Genomic DNA, 23,223 nt, shown 5'->3' with positions numbered 1-23,223 from the left:
TCGACCCGGTGTCTATGTTCACGCTGCGAAACCTTTTTGCCTCGGCCCTGCTTGGGCTTTGCCTGTCGTCCGTACCGGCGCATGCCGCCGATACGCCCCCCCTGTCCAGCGAGGCCGTCCAGCGCAGTCTGGACAAGATCGCCGACCGCAAGCTGACCGCTGACGACCAGAAAGCGCTGCAGCAGGTGTTGGAACAGACGCTGACGTTTCTGTCCAGCCAGAAGGACAACCAGCAGAAGCTGGAAGACCTTAAAAAGCAGCTTGCCGATGCACCCCGACAGACCACCGAGAACCAGCGCGAGCTGACCAAGCTCAAAGCCAGCAAAGTCATACCGGTCGCGCAGCGTTACGCCAATCTGGACGTGCCGCAGCTTGAGCAAGTACTGAGTCAGCGCAGCGCCCAGCAGGCTGATCTGCAGAAAGCCCTCAATGATGCCAACAGCCTGACCATCACTGCGCAAACCAGACCAGAGCGCGCCCAGGCCGAGATCAGCAGCAGCCAGACGCGCATTCAGGCCATTAACAGCATCCTCAAGTCCGGCAAGGACGGTGGCAAGACCATCAACGCCGACCAGCGCAACGCCTTGAACGCTGAACAGGCCTCGTTGAATGCATTGATTGCCCTGCGTCGTCAGGAGCTCGCCGGCAACAGCCAGTTGCAGGACCTCGGCGGCAGCCAGCGCGATTTGCTCACGGAAAAGGTCAATCGCCAGGATCAGGAAATCCAGGACCTGCAAACGCTGATCAACGAGAAGCGTCGCGCCCAGTCCCAGGAAACCGTGGCGCAGTTGTCCCTCGAAGCGCAGAAAGCAGGCGGCAGCAGCCTGCTGGCGACCGAAAGCGCCGCCAACCTCAAGCTCTCGGACTACCTGCTGCGCGGCACAGACCGCCTCAACGAGCTGACCCAGCAGAACCTGAAAACCAAGACCCAGCTGGATGCCATCACGCAAACCGATCAGGCGCTGGACGAGCAGATCAACGTGTTGAGCGGCAGCCTGCTGCTGTCGAAAATCCTCTACAAACAGAAGCAGTCGCTGCCCAAGCTCAAGCTCGACAGCGGCCTGGCTGACGAAATCGCCGACATTCGCCTGTACCAATTCGAGGTCAATCAGCAGCGCGAGCAGATGAGCAGCCCAAGCGCTTACGTCGACACGCTGCTGGCGACGCAGAAGCCGGAAGACGTCACGCCTGCGCTGCGCAAGACGCTGCTTGATCTGGCGACCACGCGCAGCGACCTGCTCGAGCGGCTGAACCGCGAGCTCAGTGCGCTGCTCAACGAATCCATCACCCTGCAGCTCAATCAGAAACAGCTGGTCAGCACGGCCAACAGCCTGCGAGCCACCCTTGATGAGCAGATGTTCTGGATTCCGAGCAACAAGCCGCTGGACCTGGAGTGGTTCGAGCGTATTCAGCCGCGACTCGTCAAACAGGTGACCACCCTGCCCTGGACGTCCAGCGTCAGCGAGCTCTACGACGGACTGACCCAGCGTCCGCTGATCTTCCTGCCGCTGTTTCTGGTGATCGGCGCGCTGATGTGGAAACGCAAGGCGCTGTACGACAAGCTCAATCGACTGCACGCCGACATCGGCCACTTCAAACGGGACCGGCAGTGGCAGACGCCGCTGGCCATTTTCATCAACGTGCTGCTGGCGATGCCGTTGTCGCTGACCCTGGCGGTGTGTGCATTCGCGCTGCAGATCGACGCCCGCGGGCAGAACATCAATCTGGGTTCGGCACTGCTGCAAGTGGCGCTGGCCTGGCTGGTGTTCTACACCGCCTACCGGATTCTCGCGCCGGGCGGCGTGGCGCAATTGCACTTCCGCTGGGAAAAACCGCAAGTGGAATTCCTGCGCGGCTGGATCCGTCGTCTGGGGCTTGTGGTGCTGGCGCTGGTGACAGTGGTCGCGGTGGCCGAGCACGAACCTTCAGCGCTGGCCGACGACGTGATCGGCATCGCCGTGGTGCTGACGTGCTACGCCCTGATGACTTGGCTGCTCGCGCGCCTGCTGCTCACCAGCCCGACCCACCACAGCGCTTCACTGTTTCGCCGCGCAGTGGGGCTGGCCTTTACCGCCCTGCCCGTCGCGCTGTTCGTCGCCGTGTGCTTTGGCTATTACTACACCGCGCTGAAGCTCAGTGATCGCCTGATCGACACGCTGTACCTGCTGATGCTGTGGCTGGTCATCGAAGCCGCCTTCGTGCGCGGGCTGAGCGTCGCCGCGCGCCGTCTGGCGTATCAGCGTGCGCTGAGCAAGCGTCAGGCCGCGAAAGAAGCCGGAGAAGGCGAAACACTGATCGAAGAGCCGACGCTGGACATCGAGCAGGTCAACCAGCAGTCGCTGCGACTGATTCGTCTGGCACTCATCGCAGGCTTCATCGGCGCGCTCTACTTCGTCTGGGCCGACCTGATTTCGGTGTTCTCGTACCTCGATAACATCACGCTGTACGAATACACCAGCGGTACCGGCGCCAACATCAGCATGGTGCCGATCAGCCTGGGCGACTTGATCGGCGCGCTGGTGATCATCGGCATTACCTTCGTGCTCGCCGGCAACTTGCCGGGCCTACTGGAAGTGTTGGTGCTGTCGAAGCTCAACCTCAAGCAGGGCAGTTCGTACGCGACCACCACATTGCTGTCGTACACCATCGTCGGCGTGGGGTTTGTCTCCACGCTGTCGGCCCTCGGCGTGAGCTGGGACAAGCTGCAATGGCTGGTGGCGGCGCTGTCACTGGGCCTGGGTTTCGGCATGCAGGAGATCTTCGCCAACTTCATCTCCGGGATCATGATCCTGTTCGAACGCCCGGTGCGGATCGGCGACACGATCACCATTGGCGCCCTGTCGGGTACGGTGAGCAAGATCCGCATCCGCGCGACCACCATTACTGACTTCGACCGCAAGGACATCATTGTCCCGAACAAGACGTTCATCACCGGACAACTGATCAACTGGTCGCTGACCGACACGATCACCCGCGTGACGCTGAAGCTGGGCGTGGATTACGGCTCGGATCTGGACCTGGTGCGCAGCCTGCTGCTCAAGGCCGCCCGTGATAATCCGCGGGTCTTGAAAGAGCCCGAACCGATCGTTTACTTCCTCAATTTCGGTGAAAGCACCCTCGACCACGAGCTGCGCATGCATGTGCGTGACTTGGGCGACCGCAATCCAGTGCTCGACGAGATCAACCGGTTCATCAACAAGGAATTCAAGAAGCAGCACATCAATATCTCGTTCCGGCAGATGGAGGTTTACCTCAAGAATATGCAGGGACAGGAGTACAAGATGGTGCCGGTCGAGCCCGAGCAGAAAACCATCACGCCGACCACTGTTGTGCCTCCAGCGCCAAAAGATGCTCCGGAGCCGCCCGAAGTCAGGCTCGACTGACCATGGAAAACCCAGCAGAATGGTCGGACATTCTGCTGGAGGCATCCCTTGAAAGCCCTCGACGAGCTGACCTTCGATAATCGTTTTGCCCGTCTGGGTGATGCGTTTTCCACCACCGTGCTGCCCGAGCCCATCGCCGACCCGCGGCTGGTGGTTGCCAGCGAAGCGGCCCTCGCGTTGCTCGATCTGGACCTCGCTCAGGCAGAACAACCTCTGTTTGCTGAAATTTTCAGCGGTCACAAACTGTGGGCCGAGGCTGATCCGCGGGCGATGGTTTATTCGGGTCATCAATTCGGTTCGTACAACCCGCGCCTGGGTGATGGCCGCGGTTTGCTGCTCGGCGAGGTATATAACGACGCCGGCGAACACTGGGACCTGCACCTGAAGGGCGCCGGACAGACACCGTACTCGCGCATGGGCGATGGTCGTGCTGTATTGCGCTCGTCGATCCGCGAGTTTCTGGCCTCAGAAGCTCTGCATGCCTTGGGCATCCCGACCAGCCGCGCGGGCTGTGTGATCGGCTCCAGCACCCCGGTGTGGCGCGAAACCCAGGAGCGTGCGGCGATGGTGCTGCGATTGGCGCAAAGCCACGTGCGCTTCGGCAGCCTCGAGTACTTCTTCTACACCAAACAGCCGGAACAGCTGAAGCAACTGGCCGATCACGTGCTGTCCCTGCACTACCCCGAGTGCCTGGAACAGCCCGAACCGCACCTGGCGATGTTTCGCGTGATCGTCGAGCGTCAGGCCGAGCTGATTGCCAAATGGCAGGCCTATGGCTTCTGTCATGGCGTGATGAACACCGACAACATGTCGATTCTCGGCATCACCTTCGACTTCGGCCCGTTCGCGTTTCTGGATGACTTCGACCAGCATTTCGTCTGCAACCATTCCGATCACGAAGGGCGCTACTCCTTCAGCAATCAGGTCCCCATCGGCCAGTGGAACCTCAGCGCATTGGCGCAGGCGCTGACGCCCTTCGTCAGCGTCGAGGATTTACGCGGGGCGCTGGACCTGTTTCTGCCGCTGTATCAGGCGCATTACCTGGACCTGATGCGCCGACGTCTGGGCCTCACAACGGCGGAAGAGGATGACGCTGAGCTGATCGCGCGCTTACTCCAACTGATGCAGAACAGCGGCGTCGACTACACCCTGTTTTTCCGCCAATTGGGGGAGGAGTCAGCCGACGTCGCGGCAGGCACGTTGCGCGACGACTTCGTCGACATGCTCGGCTTCGACGCCTGGGCCGACGCCTACAAAGCCCGCATCGCCCGCGAACCCGAGTCCAGCCAACAGGATCGCCGCACGCGCATGCACGCGGTCAATCCGCTGTACATCCTGCGTAACTACCTGGCCCAACGCGCCATCGAAGCGGCCGAACAAGGCGATGACAGCGAAGTCCGCCGCCTGCATCAGGTGCTGTGCACACCGTTCGATGAGCAGCCTGGAATGGAGGGTTATGCACAGCGTCCTCCGGATTGGGGGAAGCATCTGGAGATCAGTTGCTCGTCGTGAGTGGGGGTGAGTTGAGGTCAGATAAAGACCTCTGCCGGCACGCCGAAACGTTCCGAAATCTTGCGGATCTGCTTGAGGCTCAACTGGCGCTCGCCTGAGAGTATTTCGGAAATGACGGACTGATTCCCCACTTCAGGCATGTCGCCTTGGCCAAGGTTGTGCTCGTGCATCAGGTAACGCAGCGTCTCGGAGCCTGAGGCCATAGGCATGGGCCGATGCTCATGGTCATAGGCTTCAATCATTTCGCTGACCAATATGGCGAGACGATTCAGAGGGTGCTGCTCATCCTCTCCGATGATCTCCAACAGTTCGTCGAGCCCGCTGACAAGCAGGTCATATTCAGCTTCCGTTTCAGGCCGAGTCAGCAATGGCGCCAAGTGATGCCAGTGCTCCGCAGCCTGTTTAATGAGCGCGCTCATTGCTCATCCCTCCATTTACCTTTGTCGTATTCACGATGGTCGAACACATGCTTTATGTACAGCCGCTGCGCTGAGTAGTTAACCGACGCAATCAGCCGGATCTTGTTCCCGCCGATATCAAAAACATGAAATCTTCCCACTTTATCTGTAGAGGGCAACATCGTTCTCATCGCACTAAAATCGTTCAGCCTGGATGCTTTGATTAAGCGGTACCAAGCGTCCAGAGCCGTTGCCGATTGTGGCCATCTCTTTTTTGCCTCCCAGATTCGCTTTTCAGTGATGACGTGCATTTCCCTACCGTTGTGCGTGCAATATCCAGCTTAGCGACCCATCCGACCATTACCAACTGCAATGGCCGGAGCATTTTTTATCCTGCTGCCTTCTCATTCCTGGTCGTGGTACTCACTTGCTCAACTTGCGTACCGGCATTCGCAGCCGCTGGCTTTTCAAGCCCGTGCGCCGCCGTAGCTGGCTCAGGTGAACTACGAGGCGCGAACTTCTTCGTGTAGGCGATGTTGTTTGGGTCGGCTTTCTTGTCTTTGCTGGTGTCGACGATGCCGGCCAGAATGTCATAGAGGATCAATTTGCGGTCCGCCGCCTGACGTCCAAAAGCGCCCGGCAGGCTGGGCAGCGTCGGGTCACTCTTGATTCGCGCCTCCAGAATGGCTTGCGCTCCCTTGGGATAACTCACCGCCCTTTCAATCGCGGGCAGCGACTTGAGGTAGCTCAGAGCGTCGTTATAGAACCGGGATGCCTGGCCCGTCCGGGCTTGCTCGATCACTCCCCCGTTTATCGCAACCTTGCGCCAGTCCTCGTCCATCTTCTGCACGCCCTGCCAGGCCGCACGCCGTTCGTTGAGCGTGAAGCTTGCGCTGTCGTCAAAGGCAATCAGGTTCAGTTGTTCGCGGGAGAGATTCTCGAACAGGCTCTTGGCGTTCTTGTCGCCCGCCAGCGTCCGGGTCACGAACGCACTGGCCTCGCGCGCACGGTCCAGCAACTCAGGGTCGTTCGTCTTGGGCACTTCCATCGCCCGGGTGCCGCTGTTGGCCGCGCGGCCTTCGATCAAAAACTCATTGATGCGATTACGCCCGTATTGCCCCAATTCGGCATGGGTCATCCCTGCGTCTCTCTTCTCGGCTCGCGCTGCGCTCTCGTTCAACTGAGCCGCCAGTGTCGAAAACGTCGCTTTGTCGGCAGTCGCCGGTGCGGCCTTGTCGACAGCTTTTGGATCGCTGGTCGCGACAGTGCCGAGGGCTTGTGTTTTGTTCGCGACAACCGCTGCAACGGCGGCCTGGATCTGGCTGATCATGGGCGACTCCCTGGCTATGAGATGACAGGGGCCGACGCGCATATTCGTCAGTCAGCCCCTCGCGTCGACACTAACGACGGGCAGGGAGGGCGAACAGTTGGGCGAACGGGGGATGCTTTCGGATAATTAGCGCTTGGGGATTCGGCTTAACGCGCGCAGTCAGGGGCTGGGACCAAGGATGAAAGGGGAGCTTGTTGCTTCTTCAGGTTTGAGATTTTGTGAGCGAGGGGTACCCAGCGAGCGATGAAGAGGTGAGCCAGCTCACACCTCGGATTTGAGGTAGCCAACGAAGCCAGCCATTTACGACGACCCGGCGATAACGGTGAAACCGTAAAGCTTGATAACTCACCCCGCCGGCTCCACCTAGTAGTCATCAACCCTACTCAGGCCTCTGCCATGTCCGATTCCCTGCTGATCCCCTGCCCGCATTGCAACGGGCTCAATCGCATCCCTGCCGCGCGGGTGTCCGACCAGCCTAAATGCGGGCGTTGCAAGCAGCCGGTTTTGCTGAGCAAGCCGTTCAACCTGACGCAGGGCGATTACGCCAGTCAGATAAAGGGCGATCTGCCGTTGCTGGTGGACGTCTGGGCCGAGTGGTGCGGGCCGTGCAAATCCTTCGCGCCGACGTTTGAGCAAGCGGCAACTCAGCTAAGCGGTAGGGTTCGCCTGGCGAAGCTGGACAGTGAAGCCAATCAGCAGCTTTCCGCGCAGCTGGGTATTCGCTCGATCCCGAGTTTGATCCTGTTTAAGGACGGTCGTGAAGTTGCCCGGCAGAGCGGCGCGATGCCGTTGCAACAGCTGATGGCCTGGCTGACCAGTCAGGGAATATGAAAGGCGTTTCCTCGGCGATCGAAGTGCGTGACAGCCAGCGCTGTAGGGATGTTCTGAAAGCGCTTCTTTGCCCCGAGTCCGTCGAATTCTGCGTCTAGGCTTCGCCATTCCTATCGGCACCCTGGAGTGGTTAGCAATGACATACGTGGTCAGAGAGGGCGATTCAACGACAACCGGCGGCGTGGTGTTGAGCGCTTCAGGCTCGCACACATGGGAGGAGCGGCGCCTGGCGCGGATGGGCGATCCGGTCTGGTGCGAGGGGTGTGCACAGATCGGCTTCATTGCCCAAGGCAATCCGACCTTCATCGACGAACTCGTCGCCGTGGCGACCCATGGACAGACGGTGCGCTGCGGCTGCGCGGAAGGCACCCATCGCCTGATCGCCAGCCAGGATCAGCTTCAGGCCGACATGGACGCGACCATCGACATTCCCAAGGACATGGCCGAAAAGGCGCGCAAGCGAGCCAAGCACATGACCCGAGCCCGTCGGGAAAGCCACGCGCCGCTGACCTGAGCCTTCATCTTGCTTCGCATCTCGTCAGTCAGCGATTCCCGGCACCCGTTTCCAGCAAATGATGCAGCTCAATAAACTGCTGAGTCAGCTTATGCCGCGGTTCCAGATGGATCAGCGGCATGTTGGCCTGGTGGGATTCACGCATCTTGATCGAGCTGGTGAGGTAGACCGGCAGCACCGGCAGCCCTTCCGCGATGAGTTCATCAAGGATCTGCTGGGGCAGGCTCGCCCGCGCCTGGAACTGGTTGACGATAATGCCCTCCACCTCCAGATCCTCGTTGTGATCTTCCTTGAGCTCTTCGATTTCTTTCAGCAGCCCGTAAAGCGCCTGACGGGAGAAACTGTCGCAGTCGAACGGAATCAGCACCCGATCCGCCGCGATCAACGCCGACACCGCGTAAAAATTCAGCGCCGGGGGCGTGTCCAGGTAGATGCGTTCGTAATCTTCGCTCAGCTCATCCAGCAGTTTGCGGAGCTTGTTGATCTTGTGCTTGGCTTCCAGCTTGGGCTGCAGATCAGCCAGCTCCGCCGTAGCGGTCACCACATGAAGGTTGTCGAAGGGCGTCTCGTAGATGTCGACCTGGTTCTTTTTAGCCCCAGGCCCGGATGACAAGGTCTGCTTGAAGAAATCGGCGATGCCCATGGGAATCTCGTCGCCAGTCAGCCCGGTCAGGTACTGCGTCGAGTTGGCCTGGGCATCAAGATCGATCAACAGCGTCCGATAACCTTCATGAGCACTGACAGCCGCCAGATTGCAGGCGATGCTGGATTTGCCAACGCCGCCCTTCTGATTGAACACCACACGCCGCATGTAAGACTCCCTGTTGCTGTCTAGCCGTGAAGGATCGCCTGCGACCCGATGAATGGTCCCGAGTCTAGGCAATCGCGATGAGTAGGGCGAGTCTCTCGGAAAAATCTGACTGCAAGCACCCAGCCTGGAACATCAGAAGTCTGATTGCACCTACAAAATAATGTCAGACGCCACTGCTCTGCCCTTAAGAGTAGTCCTCAGTAAACTCACTATTTGTTTCAACGTTTGCCTCAGTGCGCTGGCATCGAGATAATGCCCGTCACTCGGTGATGGCGCCGCGCCATAGCCGGTGTCATTTCGGCGACTCGAAGCCCGGGAATACAAATTGTCGGCACACCTGGAAGGTAAAGCTTCATGATTCGCGCTTTGTTGCTGTTATGCGTGCTGTTAGTCAGTGGCTGCGCCAGCCATGCGCCGCTGCCTGCGCAAATACCTCACATCAAATTCCCCGTGCAGCTGCAGGTCCAGCGTGAGCAAGCCAGTCAGCGCGAAGAGTGGCTGATGACGATTCAGAAGGAGCGCCACGGCCTGCGCTTCTCGTTGCTGGACACCCTCGGTACTCCCGTGGCGCGTCAGCAGCTTCGCGAAGAGCGCTGGAAGGCAGACAGCCAACTGCCCCCCAACCACGAGGCAAGGGAGCTGTTCGCCGCCGTGCTTTTCGCCCTGACGTCCCTCGAGGAAGTGCGCTTTGACTACCCTGGCGTGCAGCTGCGTCCCTATGGTCGCAGCCTGGACGATCGCTGGTTTGTCGATTACGCCTCCGCGGGTGTGTTCCGGATCAGCATGGAGAGCGGCGAACTGAAATACGTGGTCACTCCACTCTTGGGCAAGGTGAGCAAATGACGGCGTTGCCCTGCACTCTGGACCATCTGCAATAACGCCATCGGCTTCTACACCGTGCCTCGGCTTCAGCCCGCCTTGCGCGTCACCAGTTCGACAAACGCCTTGGCCATGGGCGATTTCTGATCCTTGCGCTGCACCAGCCACACCGCTGAGGTGGCCTGGGCATCAAGCAGCGTCCGGTACACCACCCCCTCGATGCGCATGCGTTGATAGGACGCCGGCAGCACCGTCACGCCCAGTCCGGCTGCCACCAGACCAATGATGGTCATCGCCTCGCCCGCCTCCTGGGTGAACAACGGGCTGAAACCCGCCTCCCGCGCCAGATCCAGCAACTGTGCGTAGAGCCCGCTGCCGTAACTGCGCGGGAAGAACACAAACGGCTCACTGGCCAGTTCCCGCAGATAAATGCCGCGTTCCGAGCCCTCGGCCAGTGGATGGTCCGAGCGCAGGATTGCCACCAACGGCTCGTGCAACAGCTCCACGGCGACCAGTGAATCCGGCAGCGGCAGGGGCCGCATGATGCCCACTTGCATCGACTCGTTCTCGAGCCGCTCGGCAACCTCCCGGCTGCTCATTTCCTGAAGCGCCAGGTGCACAGCGGGATAGCGCTGGCGAAACGCGAAGATGGCCTGCGGGATGCTTGAGGTGAACGGCGCGGATGCCGTAAAGCCGATCTTCAGCTCGCCCAGCTCGCCCAACTGCGCGCGCCGAGCGACGTCCGAGGCCTTCTCGACCTGCGCCAGCACCAGACGGGCTTCATCGAGGAACAACCGGCCCGCCTCGCTCAGTTCCACCCGGCGATTGGTGCGCTCAAACAGACGCGCGCCGAGTTCCTGCTCCAGGGCCTGAATCTGCTGGCTCAACGGCGGTTGCGAGATGCCGAGCGCCTGAGCAGCGCGTCCAAAATGCAGCTCTTCAGCGACAGCGATGAAGTAACGCAGGTGTCGTAATTCCACGATCATTCCATTAGGTCGTCAAACCTATCAAACAGGTCGAACAATATATTGGAAGCGATCGTTAGGCGGCTATATTCTTTTGCCACTGCTCCCCGCTCTCCCGCCTGAGGTCACCCGTGAATACTGCTGCATCCCCCGCCGCGTCTGCCGAGTTCGCCACAGCGGCCATTCCGTTGGGCGATTCCTACATCGAGAAGGACACGCCCGCTTTCATTCGCACGGTGCTGGCGCTGTTTTCTGGCGGTTTCGCGACGTTTGCGCTGCTGTACTGCGTGCAGCCGATGATGCCGGTGCTGTCGCGGGACTTCTCCATCAACGCCGCCCAGAGCAGCATGATTCTCTCGGTGTCCACCGCGATGCTGGCGATCGGGTTGCTCATCACCGGCCCCGTTTCCGACCGCCTCGGGCGCAAATCGGTGATGGTGTTCTCGCTGTTTTCGGCCGCCCTCTTCACCATCGCCAGCGCACTGATGCCGACCTGGGAGGGCGTGCTCATTACACGGGCGTTCGTGGGTTTGTCGCTGAGCGGCCTTGCCGCCGTTGCCATGACCTATCTCAGCGAAGAGATCCACCCGCAGCACATCGGCCTGGCGATGGGTCTGTACATCGGTGGCAACGCCATCGGCGGCATGAGTGGCCGGGTGATCACCGGGGTGTTGAGCGATTACGTCAGCTGGCACACGGCACTGTTGATCATGGGCATCATCGCGCTGGGCGCAGCCGGTGTGTTCTGGAAAATCCTGCCACCGTCGCGCAATTTCCGCGCACGACCGCTCAATGGCCGCAGCCTGCTGGAAGGCTTCGTCCTGCAGTTCCGTGATGCCGGGCTGCCGTGGCTGTTTCTGGAAGGCTTCCTGCTGATGGGCGCGTTCGTGACGCTGTTCAACTACATCGGCTACCGCTTGCTGGCAGACCCATACAACCTGAGCCAGGCCGTAGTCGGGCTGTTTTCGGTGGTGTATCTGTCAGGCATCTACAGCTCGGCGAAGATCGGCGCACTGGCCGACCAACTGGGCCGGCGCAACGTGCTGTGGGCCGTGATCGTGCTGATGCTCGTCGGCGTGGCGCTGACCTTGTTCACCCCGCTGCTGGTGGTGATCGTCGGCGTGCTGATGTTCACCTTCGGCTTCTTCGGCGCCCACTCCGTCGCCAGCAGCTGGATCGGCCGCCGCGCCATCAAAGCCAAAGGCCAGGCGTCGTCGCTGTACTTGTTCAGCTACTACGTAGGCTCCAGCGTTGCCGGCACCGGCGGCGGCGTATTCTGGCACTACGCCGGCTGGAACGGCATCGGCGCCTTCATTGGCACCCTCCTGCTGATCGCCCTCGCCGTTGCGCTGAAACTGGCTAAAGTGAAACCGCTGGCGGTGAATGTGCAGGTTTGAGCCAAGGTCATATTGGGCAATGCGCGCGCTGTTTTAGTGGGACCGGCTTCAGCCGGGAAGAGGCCCTTATGCGCGCCGTCAATTTTGCGGTGTGACGCTTGACGTCTTCCCGGCTAAAGCCGGTCCTACATTTGCGTTCACAGGCGCTTTCACTGACTGCACGCGCTACCGGTTCGCGATCTAAGCTAACCGCAGCCTGAACCCCACACAAAAACGCCCGGCATGTGCCGGGCGTTTTCATAGCTGCAAAGCGCTTACTGGTGATACTTCGCCGACATTTCGTGCACCGCTTCGATGAAGGCGCCGGCATTGGCCGGGTTGACTTCGGGGGTGATGCCGTGGCCAAGGTTGAAGACGTGGCCGGTGCCGCTGCCGTAGCTGGCGAGGATGTTGGAGACTTCCTGGCGGATGGCTTGAGGATTGGCGTAAAGCACGGTCGGGTCCATGTTGCCTTGCAGCGCGACCTTGCTGCCGACGCGGCGGCGGGCTTCGCCGATGTCGCAGGTCCAGTCCAGGCCCAGCGCATCGGCGCCCGCGTCGGCGATGCTTTCCAGCCACATGCCGCCGCCTTTGGTGAACAGGATGACCGGCACTTTGCGCCCGTCGTGCTCACGGATCAGGCCGTTGACGATCTTGCGCATGTAAGCCAGTGAGAATTCCTGATACGCCGCAGCCGAAAGGCTCCCGCCCCAGCTGTCGAAGATCTGCACCGCCTGGGCGCCTGCCAGAATCTGGCCGTTCAGGTACGCCGTCACCGACTGCGCGAGCTTGTCGAGCAGCAAGTGCATGGCGTGGGGGTTGTCGTAGAGCATGGCCTTGGATTTGCGGAAGTCCTTGGACGAGCCGCCTTCGACCATATACGTCGCCAGGGTCCACGGGCTGCCGGCGAACCCGATCAGCGGCACACGGCCGTTGAGCTCGCGGCGAATTGTGCTGACCGCGTCCATGACGTAGCCGAGGTCTTTCTGCGCGTCAGGGATCGGCAACGCTTCGATGTCAGCCAGGGTGGTGACGGTTTTGCGGAAGCGCGGACCTTCGCCGGTTTCGAAGTACAGGCCCAGGCCCATGGCATCGGGAACGGTGAGAATGTCGGAGAACAGAATGGCGGCGTCGAGCGGATAGCGCTCAAGGGGCTGCAGGGTGACTTCGCAGGCAAACGCCGGGTTCATGCACAAGCTCATGAAGTCTCCGGCCTTGGCGCGACTGGCGCGGTACTCCGGGAGGTAGCGGCCGGCCTGGCGCATCATCCATACAGGCGTGACGTCAACAGGCTGCTTGAGCAGGGCGCGAAGGAAACGGTCGTTCTTCAGGGCAGTCATGTCGGCATCCGGAAAAAAAGTGCGGGCATTTTCTCAGACACCAACATAAAAGGCACGGTCGGTGCCGTGCCTTTTATTTATCGGGGCGATTTGTCGCATCAATGCAGCGGCGAGCTTCAAGCGGCAAGCTTCAAGTAAAAGCAGATCAGCGTCTGCCATTAGCTTGTGGCTTGGCGCTTACCGCTTACCGCTTACCGCTTGCAGCTTGCGTCAACTAGACGCCCAGATAATCCAGAATCCCTTCAGCCGCGTTGCGGCCTTCAAAGATCGCCGTCACCACCAGATCAGACCCGCGCACCATGTCGCCGCCGGCGAAGATCTTCGGGTTGCTGGTCTGGTGCTTGAACTGGCCCTGCTCCGGCGCCACGACACGGCCCTGGCTGTCGACCTGGATACCCTGCGGATCGAACCACAATGCCGGGCTTGGCCGGAAGCCGAAGGCGATGACCACGGCATCCGCCGGGATGATCTCTTCGGAACCCGGAATCGGCTCCGGGCTGCGACGGCCTCGCGCATCCGGCTCGCCCAGGCGCGTTTCGACGACTTTCACGCCTTCGACCCGATCCTCGCCCACGATGGCGATGGGCTGACGGTTGTAGAGGAACCTTACGCCCTCTTCCTTGGCGTTCTTCACTTCCTTGCGCGAGCCCGGCATGTTTTCTTCGTCGCGACGATAGGCGCAGGTCACTGACTTGGCGCCCTGGCGGATCGACGTGCGGTTGCAGTCCATCGCCGTGTCACCGCCGCCGAGTACCACGACCTTCTTGCCCTTCATGTCGACGAAATCTTCCGGCGACTTTTCAAAGCCCATGTTGCGGTTGACGTTGGCGATCAGGAAATCCAGCGCGTCGTGCACGCCCGGCAAGTCTTCACCGGGGAAGCCACCCTTCATGTACGTGTACGTGCCCATGCCCATGAACACCGCGTCGTACTCTTCCAGCAACTGCTCGACGGTGATGTCCTTGCCGATCTCGGTGTTGAGGCGGAACTCGATGCCCATGCCGGTGAACACTTCGCGGCGATTGCTCAGCACGCTCTTCTCGAGCTTGAACTCGGGAATACCGAAGGTCAGCAGACCGCCGATTTCCGGGTTCTTGTCGAACACCACCGGCTTCACGCCGCCACGCACCAGAACGTCAGCGCAACCAAGACCCGCAGGCCCTGCGCCAATGATTGCCACGCGCTTGCCGTTGGGCACAACGCGGGACATGTCCGGGCGCCAGCCCATGGCGAAGGCCGTATCGGTGATGTACTTCTCGACCGAACCAATGGTCACCGCGCCGAAGCCGTCGTTGAGGGTGCACGCGCCCTCGCACAGACGATCCTGCGGGCACACACGGCCGCAAACTTCCGGCAGGGTGTTGGTCTGGTGCGACAGCTCGGCGGCCGCGAGGATGTTGCCCTCGGAGACCAGCTTCAGCCAGTTGGGAATGAAGTTATGCACAGGGCATTTCCATTCACAGTACGGGTTGCCGCAACCCAGGCAACGGTGCGCCTGATCGGCGGACTGCTGAGGCTTGAAAGGTTCGTAGATCTCCACGAACTCTTTCTTGCGCTGACGCAGCAGTTTCTTCTTCGGATCTTTACGCCCGACTTCGATGAACTGGAAGTCGTTACTGAGACGTTCAGCCATGGTGTTAGAACTCCTGACTACAGCCCCAAGCGCCACGCTTGAAGCTGCAAGAAAATCATGTTCGCAGGCACTCGCGCGCTGCCGTTAACTGGCGGCTTGAAGCTTGCCGCTCGCAGCTGCTGTTATTGCGGATTCGCGCGGGTGCTGGACAACAGCGATTTCAAGTTGGCGGCCTTCGGCTTCACCAGCCAGAAGCGGCGCAGGTAGTCGTCCAGGTTTTCCCAGAGATTGCGGCCCCACTCACTGTCGGTTTCGGTCACGTATTCGGCCAGCACGCGCTCCAGATGGCTGCGATAGGCTTCCATCGCTTCGCCGCTGATGCGCTGGATCTCGACCAGTTCGTGGTTGACCCGGTCAACGAAGGTGTTGTCCTGGTCGAGCACGTAGGCGAAGCCGCCGGTCATGCCTGAGCCGAAGTTGTAGCCGGTCTTGCCCAGCACGCAGACGAAACCGCCGGTCATGTATTCGCAGCAGTGATCGCCCGTGCCTTCCACAACGGTGTGAGCGCCGGAGTTACGCACCGCGAAACGCTCACCTGCCGTGCCCGCCGCGAACAGCTTGCCGCCGGTAGCGCCGTACAGGCAGGTGTTACCGATGATGGCGCTGTCCTGGGTCTTGAACGGGCTGCCTTTCGGCGGCACGATCACCAGCTTGCCAGCGGTCATGCCTTTGCCGACGTAGTCGTTGGCGTCGCCTTCCAGGTACATGTTCAGACCGCCTGCGTTCCACACGCCAAAGCTCTGACCGGCCGTGCCCTTGAAGCGGAAAGTCACCGGCGCGTCGTTCATGCCCTGGTTGCCGTGGAGCTTGGCGATTTCGCCGGAAATCCGCGCACCGATGGAGCGGTCGCAGTTGCAGATATCCAGTTCGTAGTCGCCGCCGCTCTTGGCCTGAATGGCAGAGATCGCCAGTTCCACCATCTTCTCGGCCAGCAGGCCTTTGTCGAACGGCGGGTTGCGATCAACCTGGCTGAACTGCGGTTTGTCGGCCGGAATGTGGTCGCTGCCCAGCAGGGGCGTCAGGTCCAGATGCTGCTGCTTGGCGGTTTCACCCGGCAGGATGTCCAGCAGGTCGGTACGCCCGATCAGCTCTTCCAGCGAACGAACGCCCAGCTTCGCCAGCCACTCGCGGGTTTCTTCAGCCACGTAGGTGAAGAAGTTGATCACCATGTCGACGGTGCCGATGTAGTGGTCCTTGCGCAGCTTGTCGTTCTGGGTCGCGACGCCGGTGGCGCAGTTGTTCAGGTGGCAGATGCGCAGGTATTTGCAGCCCAGCGCGATCATTGGCGCCGTACCAAAGCCGAAGCTTTCGGCGCCGAGGATGGCTGCCTTGATCACATCCAGGCCGGTTTTCAGGCCGCCGTCGGTCTGTACCCGGACCTTGCCGCGCAGGTCGTTGCCGCGCAGGGTCTGGTGAGTCTCGGCCAGGCCGATTTCCCATGGCGAGCCCGCGTATTTGATCGACGACAGCGGCGACGCACCGGTGCCGCCGTCATAGCCGGAAATGGTGATCAGGTCAGCGTAGGCCTTGGCCACACCGGCCGCAATCGTGCCCACGCCTGCTTCAGCCACCAGCTTGACCGAGACCAGCGCGGCCGGATTGACCTGCTTGAGGTCAAAGATCAGCTGCGACAAGTCTTCAATGGAGTAGATGTCATGGTGCGGCGGCGGCGAAATCAGCGTCACGCCCGGCACTGCGTAACGCAGCTTGGCGATCAGGCCGTTGACCTTGCCGCCCGGCAATTGACCACCCTCGCCCGGCTTGGCGCCCTGGGCGACTTTGATCTGCAGCACGTCGGCGTTGACCAGGTACTCAGGCGTTACGCCAAAACGGCCGGTCGCGATCTGTTTGATCTTGGAGCTGCGGATGGTGCCGTAGCGCGCCGGATCTTCGCCGCCCTCACCGGAGTTGGAGCGCGCGCCCAGACGGTTCATCGCCTCGGCCAGCGCTTCGTGGGCTTCCGGCGACAGCGCGCCCAGCGAGATACCCGCCGAGTCGAAGCGCTTCAAAATGGCTTCAAGCGGTTCGATTTCATCGATGCCCAGCGGCGTGTCGAGCTCTCTGACCTTGAGCAGGTCACGGATCATCGACACCGGACGGTTGTCCACCAGCGCTGTGTATTCCTTGAATTTAGCGTAATCACCCTGCTGAACGGCGGCTTGCAGCGTCGCCACCACATCAGGGTTATAGGCGTGGTATTCGCCACCGTAGACAAACTTCAGCAGCCCGCCCTGCTGGATCGGCTTGCGCGCGCTCCAGGCTTCGAAGGCCAGAGCTTTCTGCTCGGCTTCGATATCGACGAAACGCGCGCCCTTGATGCGGCTCGGCACGCCACGGAAGCTCAGGTCGCAGACTTCTTCCGACAGGCCAATGGCTTCGAAAAGCTGGGCGCCACGGTACGAAGCGACGGTCGAGATGCCCATCTTCGACAGGATCTTCAGCAGGCCTTTGGTGATGCCTTTGCGGTAGTTCTTGAAGACTTCGTACAGATCGCCCAGCACTTCGCCGGTACGGATCAGGTCGCCCAGCACTTCGTACGCCAGGAACGGATAGACCGCCGAAGCGCCGAAGCCGATCAGCACAGCGAAATGGTGCGGATCGCGTGCTGTCGCGGTCTCGACCAGGATGTTGCTGTCGCAGCGCAGGCCTTTTTCGGTCAAACGGTGATGCACCGCACCGGTGGCCAGCGACGCGTGAATCGGCAGTTTGCCCGGCGCGATATGGCGATCGCTCAAGACGATCTGGGTCTTGCCCGAACGCACGGCCTCTTCAGCCTGATCGGCGATGTTGCGCACGGCCGCTTCCAGGCCCATGGCTTCGTCGTAGTTCAGGTCGATGATCTGACGATCAAAGCCCGGACGATCCAGGGTCATCAGCGAGCGCCACTTGGCCGGGGAAATGACCGGCGAGCTGAGGATCACGCGAGACGCGTGCTCAGGCGATTCCTGGAAAATGTTGCGCTCGGCACCGAGGCAGACTTCCAGCGACATGACGATGGCTTCGCGCAGCGGGTCGATCGGCGGGTTGGTGACCTGCGCGAACTGCTGACGGAAATAGTCGTACGGCGTGCGGACACGACGCGACAAGACCGCCATCGGCGTGTCATCGCCCATGGAGCCGACCGCTTCCTGACCCTGCTCACCCAGTGGGCGCAGGATCTGATCACGCTCTTCGAACGTGACCTGGAACATCTTCATGTACTGCTTGAGCTGATCCGGGTTGTAGAACGCCGAACCGTGGTCGTGGTCTTCCAGCGTCGCCTGAATACGCAGGGCGTTTTTGCGCAGCCACTGCTTGTACGGGTGGCGCGACTTCAGACGGCTGTCGATGGCATCGGTATCGAGGATCTGCCCGGTTTCGGTGTCCACGGCGAAGATCTGGCCCGGACCGACACGGCCCTTGGCGATAACGTCTTCCGGCTTGTAGTTCCACACGCCGATTTCCGACGCGAGGGTGATGTAGCCGTTCTTGGTGGTGACCCAGCGCGCAGGGCGCAGGCCGTTGCGGTCGAGCAGACAGACGGCGTGACGCCCTTCGGTCATGACGATGCCGGCCGGGCCGTCCCACGGTTCCATGTGCATGGAGTTGAATTCGTAGAACGCGCGCAGATCCGGGTCCATGGTCTCGACGTTCTGCCACGCCGGCGGCACGAGCATGCGCACGCCACGGAACAGGTCGATGCCACCGGTCACCATCAGCTCGAGCATGTTGTCCATGCTCGAAGAGTCGGAACCCACGCGGTTGACCAGCGGGCCCAGCTCGTCGAGGTCCATCAGGTCGTTGGTGAACTTGGTGCGACGGGCCTGGGCCCAGTTGCGGTTACCGGTGATGGTGTTGATCTCGCCGTTGTGGGCGAGGAAGCGGAACGGCTGTGCCAGCGGCCATTTCGGCAGGGTATTGGTCGAGAAGCGCTGGTGGAACACGCAGATCGCGGTTTGCAGGCGTTCGTCGTTGAGGTCCGGGAAGAAGGCCGTGAGGTCACGCGGCATCATCAGGCCTTTGTAGATGATGGTCTTGTGGGAAAAGCTGCAGATGTAGTGGTCAGTGTCGGCGGCGTTGGCCACTGAGGAGCGACGACGTGCGCAGAACAGCTTGATCGCGAATTCCTGATCGCTCAGGCCTTCGCCGCCGATGAACACCTGCTCGATCTTCGGCAGACGCTCAAGGGCCAGACGACCCAGCACGCTGGTGTCGATCGGCACCTGGCGCCAGCCGATCAGGGTCAGGCCGGCCGCCAGGATTTCACGGTTCATGTTTTCGCGGGCGGCTTCGGCCCTGGCGTCGTCCTGATTGAGGAAGACCATGCCAGCGCAATACTGACGCGGCAGGTCAACGCCGAAATGCTCGGTGGCCACTGCACGCAGGAAGGTGTCCGGTTTTTGCATCAACAGCCCGCAACCGTCACCGGTCTTGCCGTCGGCGTTGATACCACCACGGTGGGTCATGCAGGTCAGGGCTTCGATAGCCGTCTGCAACAGGTGATGACTGGGCTCGCCTTGCATATGGGCGATCAGGCCGAAACCACAGTTATCCTTGAATTCTTCTGGATGGTACAGACCTGCTTTCATAGACACATTCTCACCAGGCTGCCCCTTAACGAGGCAAATTTCTTTTCAATTCAACCATTTACCATCCACGCCGAACGTATGCCGGCTTTGCGGGAGCAAAAGGGAGGTCATTGTACACAGCGACACAAGTCCTCACAAATTTGACGACGAAGTGTCGCAAATTTATGTCGCATTCATGAAAGGTTTTATATCGATTCTCGTGCTAGCCAGAGCTTTTTTGCGAGTCTGACCAATGAGAGCCCGAAGATCAATGCGCGTCTGAGACGCAGACACCGTAAGGCGCGCTGCTCGTTGGCAGCACGCTCATGCGTGATATCGGGAGGGCCAAGCGAGGGACCTGGATAAGGTCCCTGCGTCATCAGCGGGCGGCGGCGAGTTCCTGTTGGATACTGCCGACAGTACGAGGCCAAGGTTTACCAGCCTGAACCTTCTCTGGCAAGGCCTTGATAGCGGTCAGTGCCGCATTGCGGTCTGCGAAGCTGCCGTACGTCACCACGAACAGAGGCTTGCCCTGCAGGGTTTTCTTGAAGTAACGGTACTCGGCGCCCTGCTCTTTCACGTAGCTCTGAGCGGTGGCTTCGGAGCTGGTGCCGAGGATCTGCACCACGTAATGCGTCGGTGCCTGACCCGCATACCAGCCGCTGCCCGCCGCGCCAGACGCTGCAGCTGCCGGCTTGGCCGTCGGTGCCGGGGCAGGTTTGGCGGTGGCCACCTGGGTCGGCGCCGGCGCAGGTTTCGCGGCAGGGGCCGGAGCGGGCGTCGGCTTGGCGGCCGGGGCCGGACGCGTTGCCGGGACCGGCTGCTGCGCCACGGTCGGCGCAGGACTTGCCGTCGCGCCCACCGGTGGCGCAGTGGTGGTCACGGTCGGCGGCTGCAGCGATTGATTAGCCGCAGGACCGCCATCTTCGCCATCACCCTCGCCCGAGCCCGCAGCTTCAGCCAGCGGCGCGCGGGTCGCAGGCTGCGAGCCATTCATGGGCAGCGGCATCGGTTGCGAATTACCGGCGAACTCGATGGCCGGGCCACCGTTGTTCGATTGTTGCGCAGGCGCCTGGCCCTGACCCAGAGGCAGTTGAGCCTGAGAGTTGGCTGGCGCCGTGGCAGGAGCGTTGCTGCGGCCTGGAATCAGCCACGCCGCGAGAACGGCCGCGACAACAACCCCACCCAAAGCCAACACGTGTTTCTTAGGCATTTTGAACCCCATACTTGGACGCTTGACCGCAGAGCGGCTGGCAATCATGGCTTCGATCATCGAATCGCGCGCGACCTGGTTGATCGCGCCTGGCCATCCACCGGACTGCTCGTGGATATCAGTGATCTGCGCGGCGCTGAACAACTCAACACCCTGCCCTGCGCCTTCGAGACGCTGAGCCAGATACTCACGGGTTTCTTCTTCGGTGTACGGCGCCAGCTCGATAACGTGGAAGCGTTCTTCCTCGGTACCGCTCTCGGCGCACAGCTGATCCAGGCGATCAATGATCGAAGCCTCGCCGAACAGGAAGACATGCGGACGCCCTTCCGGGGTGCCTGCTGCCAATCCCAACAACGCTTCGAGTGCGGATTCGCCCAGTTGTTCGGCATCGTCCACCAGGATGTAGACTTCCTGGCCGGTCAGCGCCAACTGCACGACTTGCGCCAGGATCGGACGCATTTCCGCTTGAGCAACGTTCAGCGCCTGAGCAACCTGGCGCAACACGCCCGTCGCATCACCGGCGCCGCGCGCCGACACCACAACGCTCTGCACCGACTGCTTGTTGGTGCTCGCCACCAGGGCCTGACGCAACAGCGTTTTGCCGCTGCCCTGAGGCCCGGTCACGACCAGCAGCAGCTGGCTGTAGCGCGCGAGGTGATGCAGTTGGCCCAGCACGGGCTTGCGCTGTGCGGGGAAGAACTTGAAGCCGGGAACCCGCGTTGCAAAGGGGTCATGACTCAACTGGTAATGACCGAGGAAGGCCTCATCGGCGTGCAAACTAGTCATGGATTTCTCATTAACCTCTAAGCTGATCCACCAAGGCGCGATAGTCCGCGACCAGTGTGGCCTGTAGTACTTCTTGTGGATATTCGTCAGTTACCACTGCTTCACCGATGCGACGCAACAGCACCAGACGCAGACGACCGTCAATGACCTTTTTGTCCACCGCCATGTGCTCGAGGAAGTGCTCGGGCGTCATGTCTTGCGGCGGAACCACCGGCAAGCCGGCGCGCTGAAAAATACGGATGCCGCGGTCACGTTCCTGCTCGCTGATCCAGCCCAGACGCGCCGACATTTCCAGCGCCATCACCGTGCCTGCCGCCACCGCCTCGCCGTGCAGCCACACGCCGTAACCCATGTGGGTTTCGATGGCATGGCCGAAGGTGTGGCCGAGGTTCAGCGTGGCACGCGCGCCGGACTCGCGCTCATCGGCGCCAACGACAGCCGCCTTGGCGGCGCACGAGCGCTCGATTGCCCTCGTCAGGGTGACCTGATCCAGCCCGCGCAGCTTGTCCATGTTCTCTTCGAGCCACGTCAGGAACGGTTCGTCACAGATCAAACCGTATTTGATGACCTCGGCAAGACCGGCGGACAGTTCGCGTTCAGGCAGGGTGTTCAGCGACAACGTGTCGATCAGCACCGCATTGGGCTGATAGAAAGCACCCACCATGTTTTTGCCCAGCGGGTGATTGATGCCGGTTTTGCCACCGACCGAAGAATCGACCTGGGAGAGCAGTGTGGTCGGCACTTGAATGAATTCGACGCCGCGCTGGTAACAGGCAGCCGCAAAGCCGGCCATGTCACCGATAACGCCTCCGCCCAGCGCAATCACCGTGGTGCGGCGGTCGTGGCGTGCGGTGAGCAACGCGTCGAAGATGGTTTGCAGGGTTTCCCAGTTCTTGAAGGCTTCACCGTCGGGAAGCACGATCGGCAAGACGCTGTAACCGGCGAGGGATCGGGTGAGGCGTTCCATGTAGAGCGGCGCAACGGTGGCGTTGGAGACGATCGCCACCTGTTTACCGGCAATGTACGGCTTGAGCAACTCGGGCTGATCCAGCAAGCCTTCGCCGATATGGATCGGGTAGCTGCGTTCGCCAAGCTCGACCTTGAGTGTCTGCATGTGTCCCCACGCTGTTAACAATTGGTTGCCTGTGCACGTCTTGAAAAACGCCAACACCGGCTATGGCGCAAGGCCATGTAGCGACCCCACTTTTTATGGTCGCCGAGGATAGCGCATTTCCGTCTGCGCTTTAACGGGGAGGAAGCTCGGCCAGCAGAGCGAGGATGTCGATAACCACCATTCGTGGGGGCCGCTCATCGGTTTCAATGATGACATCGGCGATCTCGCGGTACAGCGGATCGCGGATGGCCAGCAGTTCGCGCAGCACCCGGGCCGGGTCAGCCGTGCGCAACAATGGGCGATTGCGATCCCGCGAGGTCCGGCCCACCTGCTGCTCAACGGAAGCGTGCAAATACACCACCCGACCACCGGCATGCAGGGCGCGGCGATTTTCTTCGCGCATGACTGCGCCTCCGCCGGTGGCCACGACTACGCCGTCCAGTGCGGAGAGCTCGGCGATCATCGCCTGTTCACGATCACGAAAACCCGACTCGCCTTCCTTGTCGAAGATCCAGGGAATATTGGCGCCCGTTCGCAGCTCGATTTCCTTGTCGGAATCCTTGAACGGCAGTCGAAGCTCTTTGGCCAGCAGGCGGCCGATGGTGCTTTTACCAGCCCCCATCGGCCCCACAAGAATTAAATTTCGCACAG

General features: G+C 61.0%; 17 protein-coding genes. 6 read left to right on the top strand and 11 right to left on the bottom strand.

What is annotated here, in order from left to right:
* Positions 1–14: 14 nt before the first annotated feature.
* On the top strand, positions 15–3,383 hold the full coding sequence (gene mscK, locus QWI18_RS05200) for a mechanosensitive channel MscK (RefSeq protein WP_369318340.1): 3,369 nt from the start codon (positions 15–17) through the stop codon (positions 3,381–3,383).
* Positions 3,384–3,431: 48 nt separating this feature from the next.
* A complete protein-coding gene (selO, locus tag QWI18_RS05195) occupies positions 3,432–4,895 on the top strand; it encodes a protein adenylyltransferase SelO (RefSeq protein WP_369318339.1) in 1,464 nt (487 codons plus the stop codon).
* 17 nt (positions 4,896–4,912) lie between these two features.
* Here the strand turns inward: selO and QWI18_RS05190 are convergent, their stop codons facing one another.
* The 3 genes from QWI18_RS05190 to QWI18_RS05180 form a co-directional block, all read right to left on the bottom strand.
* Entirely contained in the window at positions 4,913–5,314 is a 402-nt protein-coding gene (locus QWI18_RS05190) for a type II toxin-antitoxin system HigA family antitoxin (RefSeq protein WP_065986595.1), read from the bottom strand.
* Positions 5,311–5,604: a type II toxin-antitoxin system HigB family toxin gene (locus tag QWI18_RS05185; protein ID WP_192130934.1), complete on the bottom strand. Its 294-nt coding sequence runs from the start codon at positions 5,602–5,604 to the stop codon at positions 5,311–5,313. Before QWI18_RS05185 ends, QWI18_RS05190 begins: the two co-directional genes overlap by 4 nt.
* 77 nt (positions 5,605–5,681) lie before the next feature.
* A complete protein-coding gene (locus QWI18_RS05180) occupies positions 5,682–6,623 on the bottom strand; it encodes a hypothetical protein (RefSeq protein ID WP_192130931.1) in 942 nt (313 codons plus the stop codon).
* Positions 6,624–7,019: 396 nt separating this feature from the next.
* On the opposite strand from QWI18_RS05180, the gene trxC reads away from it, so the two are divergent.
* Both trxC and QWI18_RS05170 read left to right on the top strand, forming a co-directional pair.
* Complete coding sequence (gene trxC / locus QWI18_RS05175) at positions 7,020–7,454, top strand: thioredoxin TrxC (RefSeq protein WP_369318338.1); 435 nt, start codon at positions 7,020–7,022, stop codon at positions 7,452–7,454.
* A gap of 136 nt (positions 7,455–7,590) precedes the next feature.
* Complete coding sequence (locus tag QWI18_RS05170) at positions 7,591–7,968, top strand: PAAR domain-containing protein (RefSeq protein WP_065986603.1); 378 nt, start codon at positions 7,591–7,593, stop codon at positions 7,966–7,968.
* 28 nt (positions 7,969–7,996) lie between these two features.
* On the opposite strand, the gene QWI18_RS05165 is transcribed toward QWI18_RS05170, so the two are convergent.
* A complete protein-coding gene (locus tag QWI18_RS05165; RefSeq protein ID WP_065986605.1) occupies positions 7,997–8,779 on the bottom strand; it encodes a ParA family protein in 783 nt (260 codons plus the stop codon).
* A gap of 354 nt (positions 8,780–9,133) precedes the next feature.
* Between QWI18_RS05165 and QWI18_RS05160 the strand changes: the two genes are divergently transcribed.
* Positions 9,134–9,622, top strand: a complete 489-nt coding sequence (locus QWI18_RS05160) for a DUF3261 domain-containing protein (protein WP_369318337.1) — start codon at positions 9,134–9,136, stop codon at positions 9,620–9,622.
* Between the two features lie 65 nt (positions 9,623–9,687).
* On the opposite strand, the gene QWI18_RS05155 is transcribed toward QWI18_RS05160, so the two are convergent.
* Complete coding sequence (locus QWI18_RS05155; protein WP_192130926.1) at positions 9,688–10,578, bottom strand: LysR family transcriptional regulator; 891 nt, start codon at positions 10,576–10,578, stop codon at positions 9,688–9,690.
* 116 nt (positions 10,579–10,694) lie between these two features.
* Between QWI18_RS05155 and QWI18_RS05150 the strand changes: the two genes are divergently transcribed.
* A complete protein-coding gene (locus QWI18_RS05150) occupies positions 10,695–11,960 on the top strand; it encodes an MFS transporter (RefSeq protein WP_369318336.1) in 1,266 nt (421 codons plus the stop codon).
* A gap of 254 nt (positions 11,961–12,214) precedes the next feature.
* On the opposite strand, the gene hemE is transcribed toward QWI18_RS05150, so the two are convergent.
* The 6 genes from hemE to aroK all read right to left on the bottom strand — a co-directional run bounded on the left by hemE (position 12,215) and on the right by aroK (position 23,221).
* Positions 12,215–13,279, bottom strand: coding sequence for a uroporphyrinogen decarboxylase (hemE, locus tag QWI18_RS05145; RefSeq protein ID WP_369318335.1), 1,065 nt, complete (start codon positions 13,277–13,279; stop codon positions 12,215–12,217).
* A 214-nt stretch (positions 13,280–13,493) separates the two neighbouring features.
* Positions 13,494–14,912 (bottom strand): FAD-dependent oxidoreductase, encoded by a 1,419-nt coding sequence (locus tag QWI18_RS05140; protein WP_065986613.1) that lies wholly within the window; start codon positions 14,910–14,912, stop codon positions 13,494–13,496.
* Positions 14,913–15,034: 122 nt separating this feature from the next.
* Positions 15,035–19,480 carry a glutamate synthase large subunit gene (gltB, locus tag QWI18_RS05135; protein ID WP_065986615.1) on the bottom strand — a complete coding sequence of 1,482 codons (4,446 nt, stop codon included), beginning with the start codon at positions 19,478–19,480 and terminating at the stop codon, positions 15,035–15,037.
* Between the two features lie 358 nt (positions 19,481–19,838).
* On the bottom strand, positions 19,839–21,458 hold the full coding sequence (locus QWI18_RS05130) for an SPOR domain-containing protein (RefSeq protein WP_369318334.1): 1,620 nt from the start codon (positions 21,456–21,458) through the stop codon (positions 19,839–19,841).
* 10 nt (positions 21,459–21,468) lie between these two features.
* A complete protein-coding gene (gene aroB / locus QWI18_RS05125) occupies positions 21,469–22,572 on the bottom strand; it encodes a 3-dehydroquinate synthase (RefSeq protein ID WP_369318333.1) in 1,104 nt (367 codons plus the stop codon).
* Positions 22,573–22,702: 130 nt separating this feature from the next.
* On the bottom strand, positions 22,703–23,221 hold the full coding sequence (aroK, locus tag QWI18_RS05120; RefSeq protein WP_369318332.1) for a shikimate kinase AroK: 519 nt from the start codon (positions 23,219–23,221) through the stop codon (positions 22,703–22,705).
* Positions 23,222–23,223 lie beyond the last annotated feature (2 nt).

Origin of the sequence: Pseudomonas sp. W2Oct36 (genome assembly GCF_041060465.1) — a bacterium.
Classification (GTDB): domain Bacteria; phylum Pseudomonadota; class Gammaproteobacteria; order Pseudomonadales; family Pseudomonadaceae; genus Aquipseudomonas; species Aquipseudomonas graminis_B.
The sequence above is the reverse complement of the archived record's forward strand: the minus strand, read 5'-3'. Positions and strand labels throughout refer to the sequence as shown.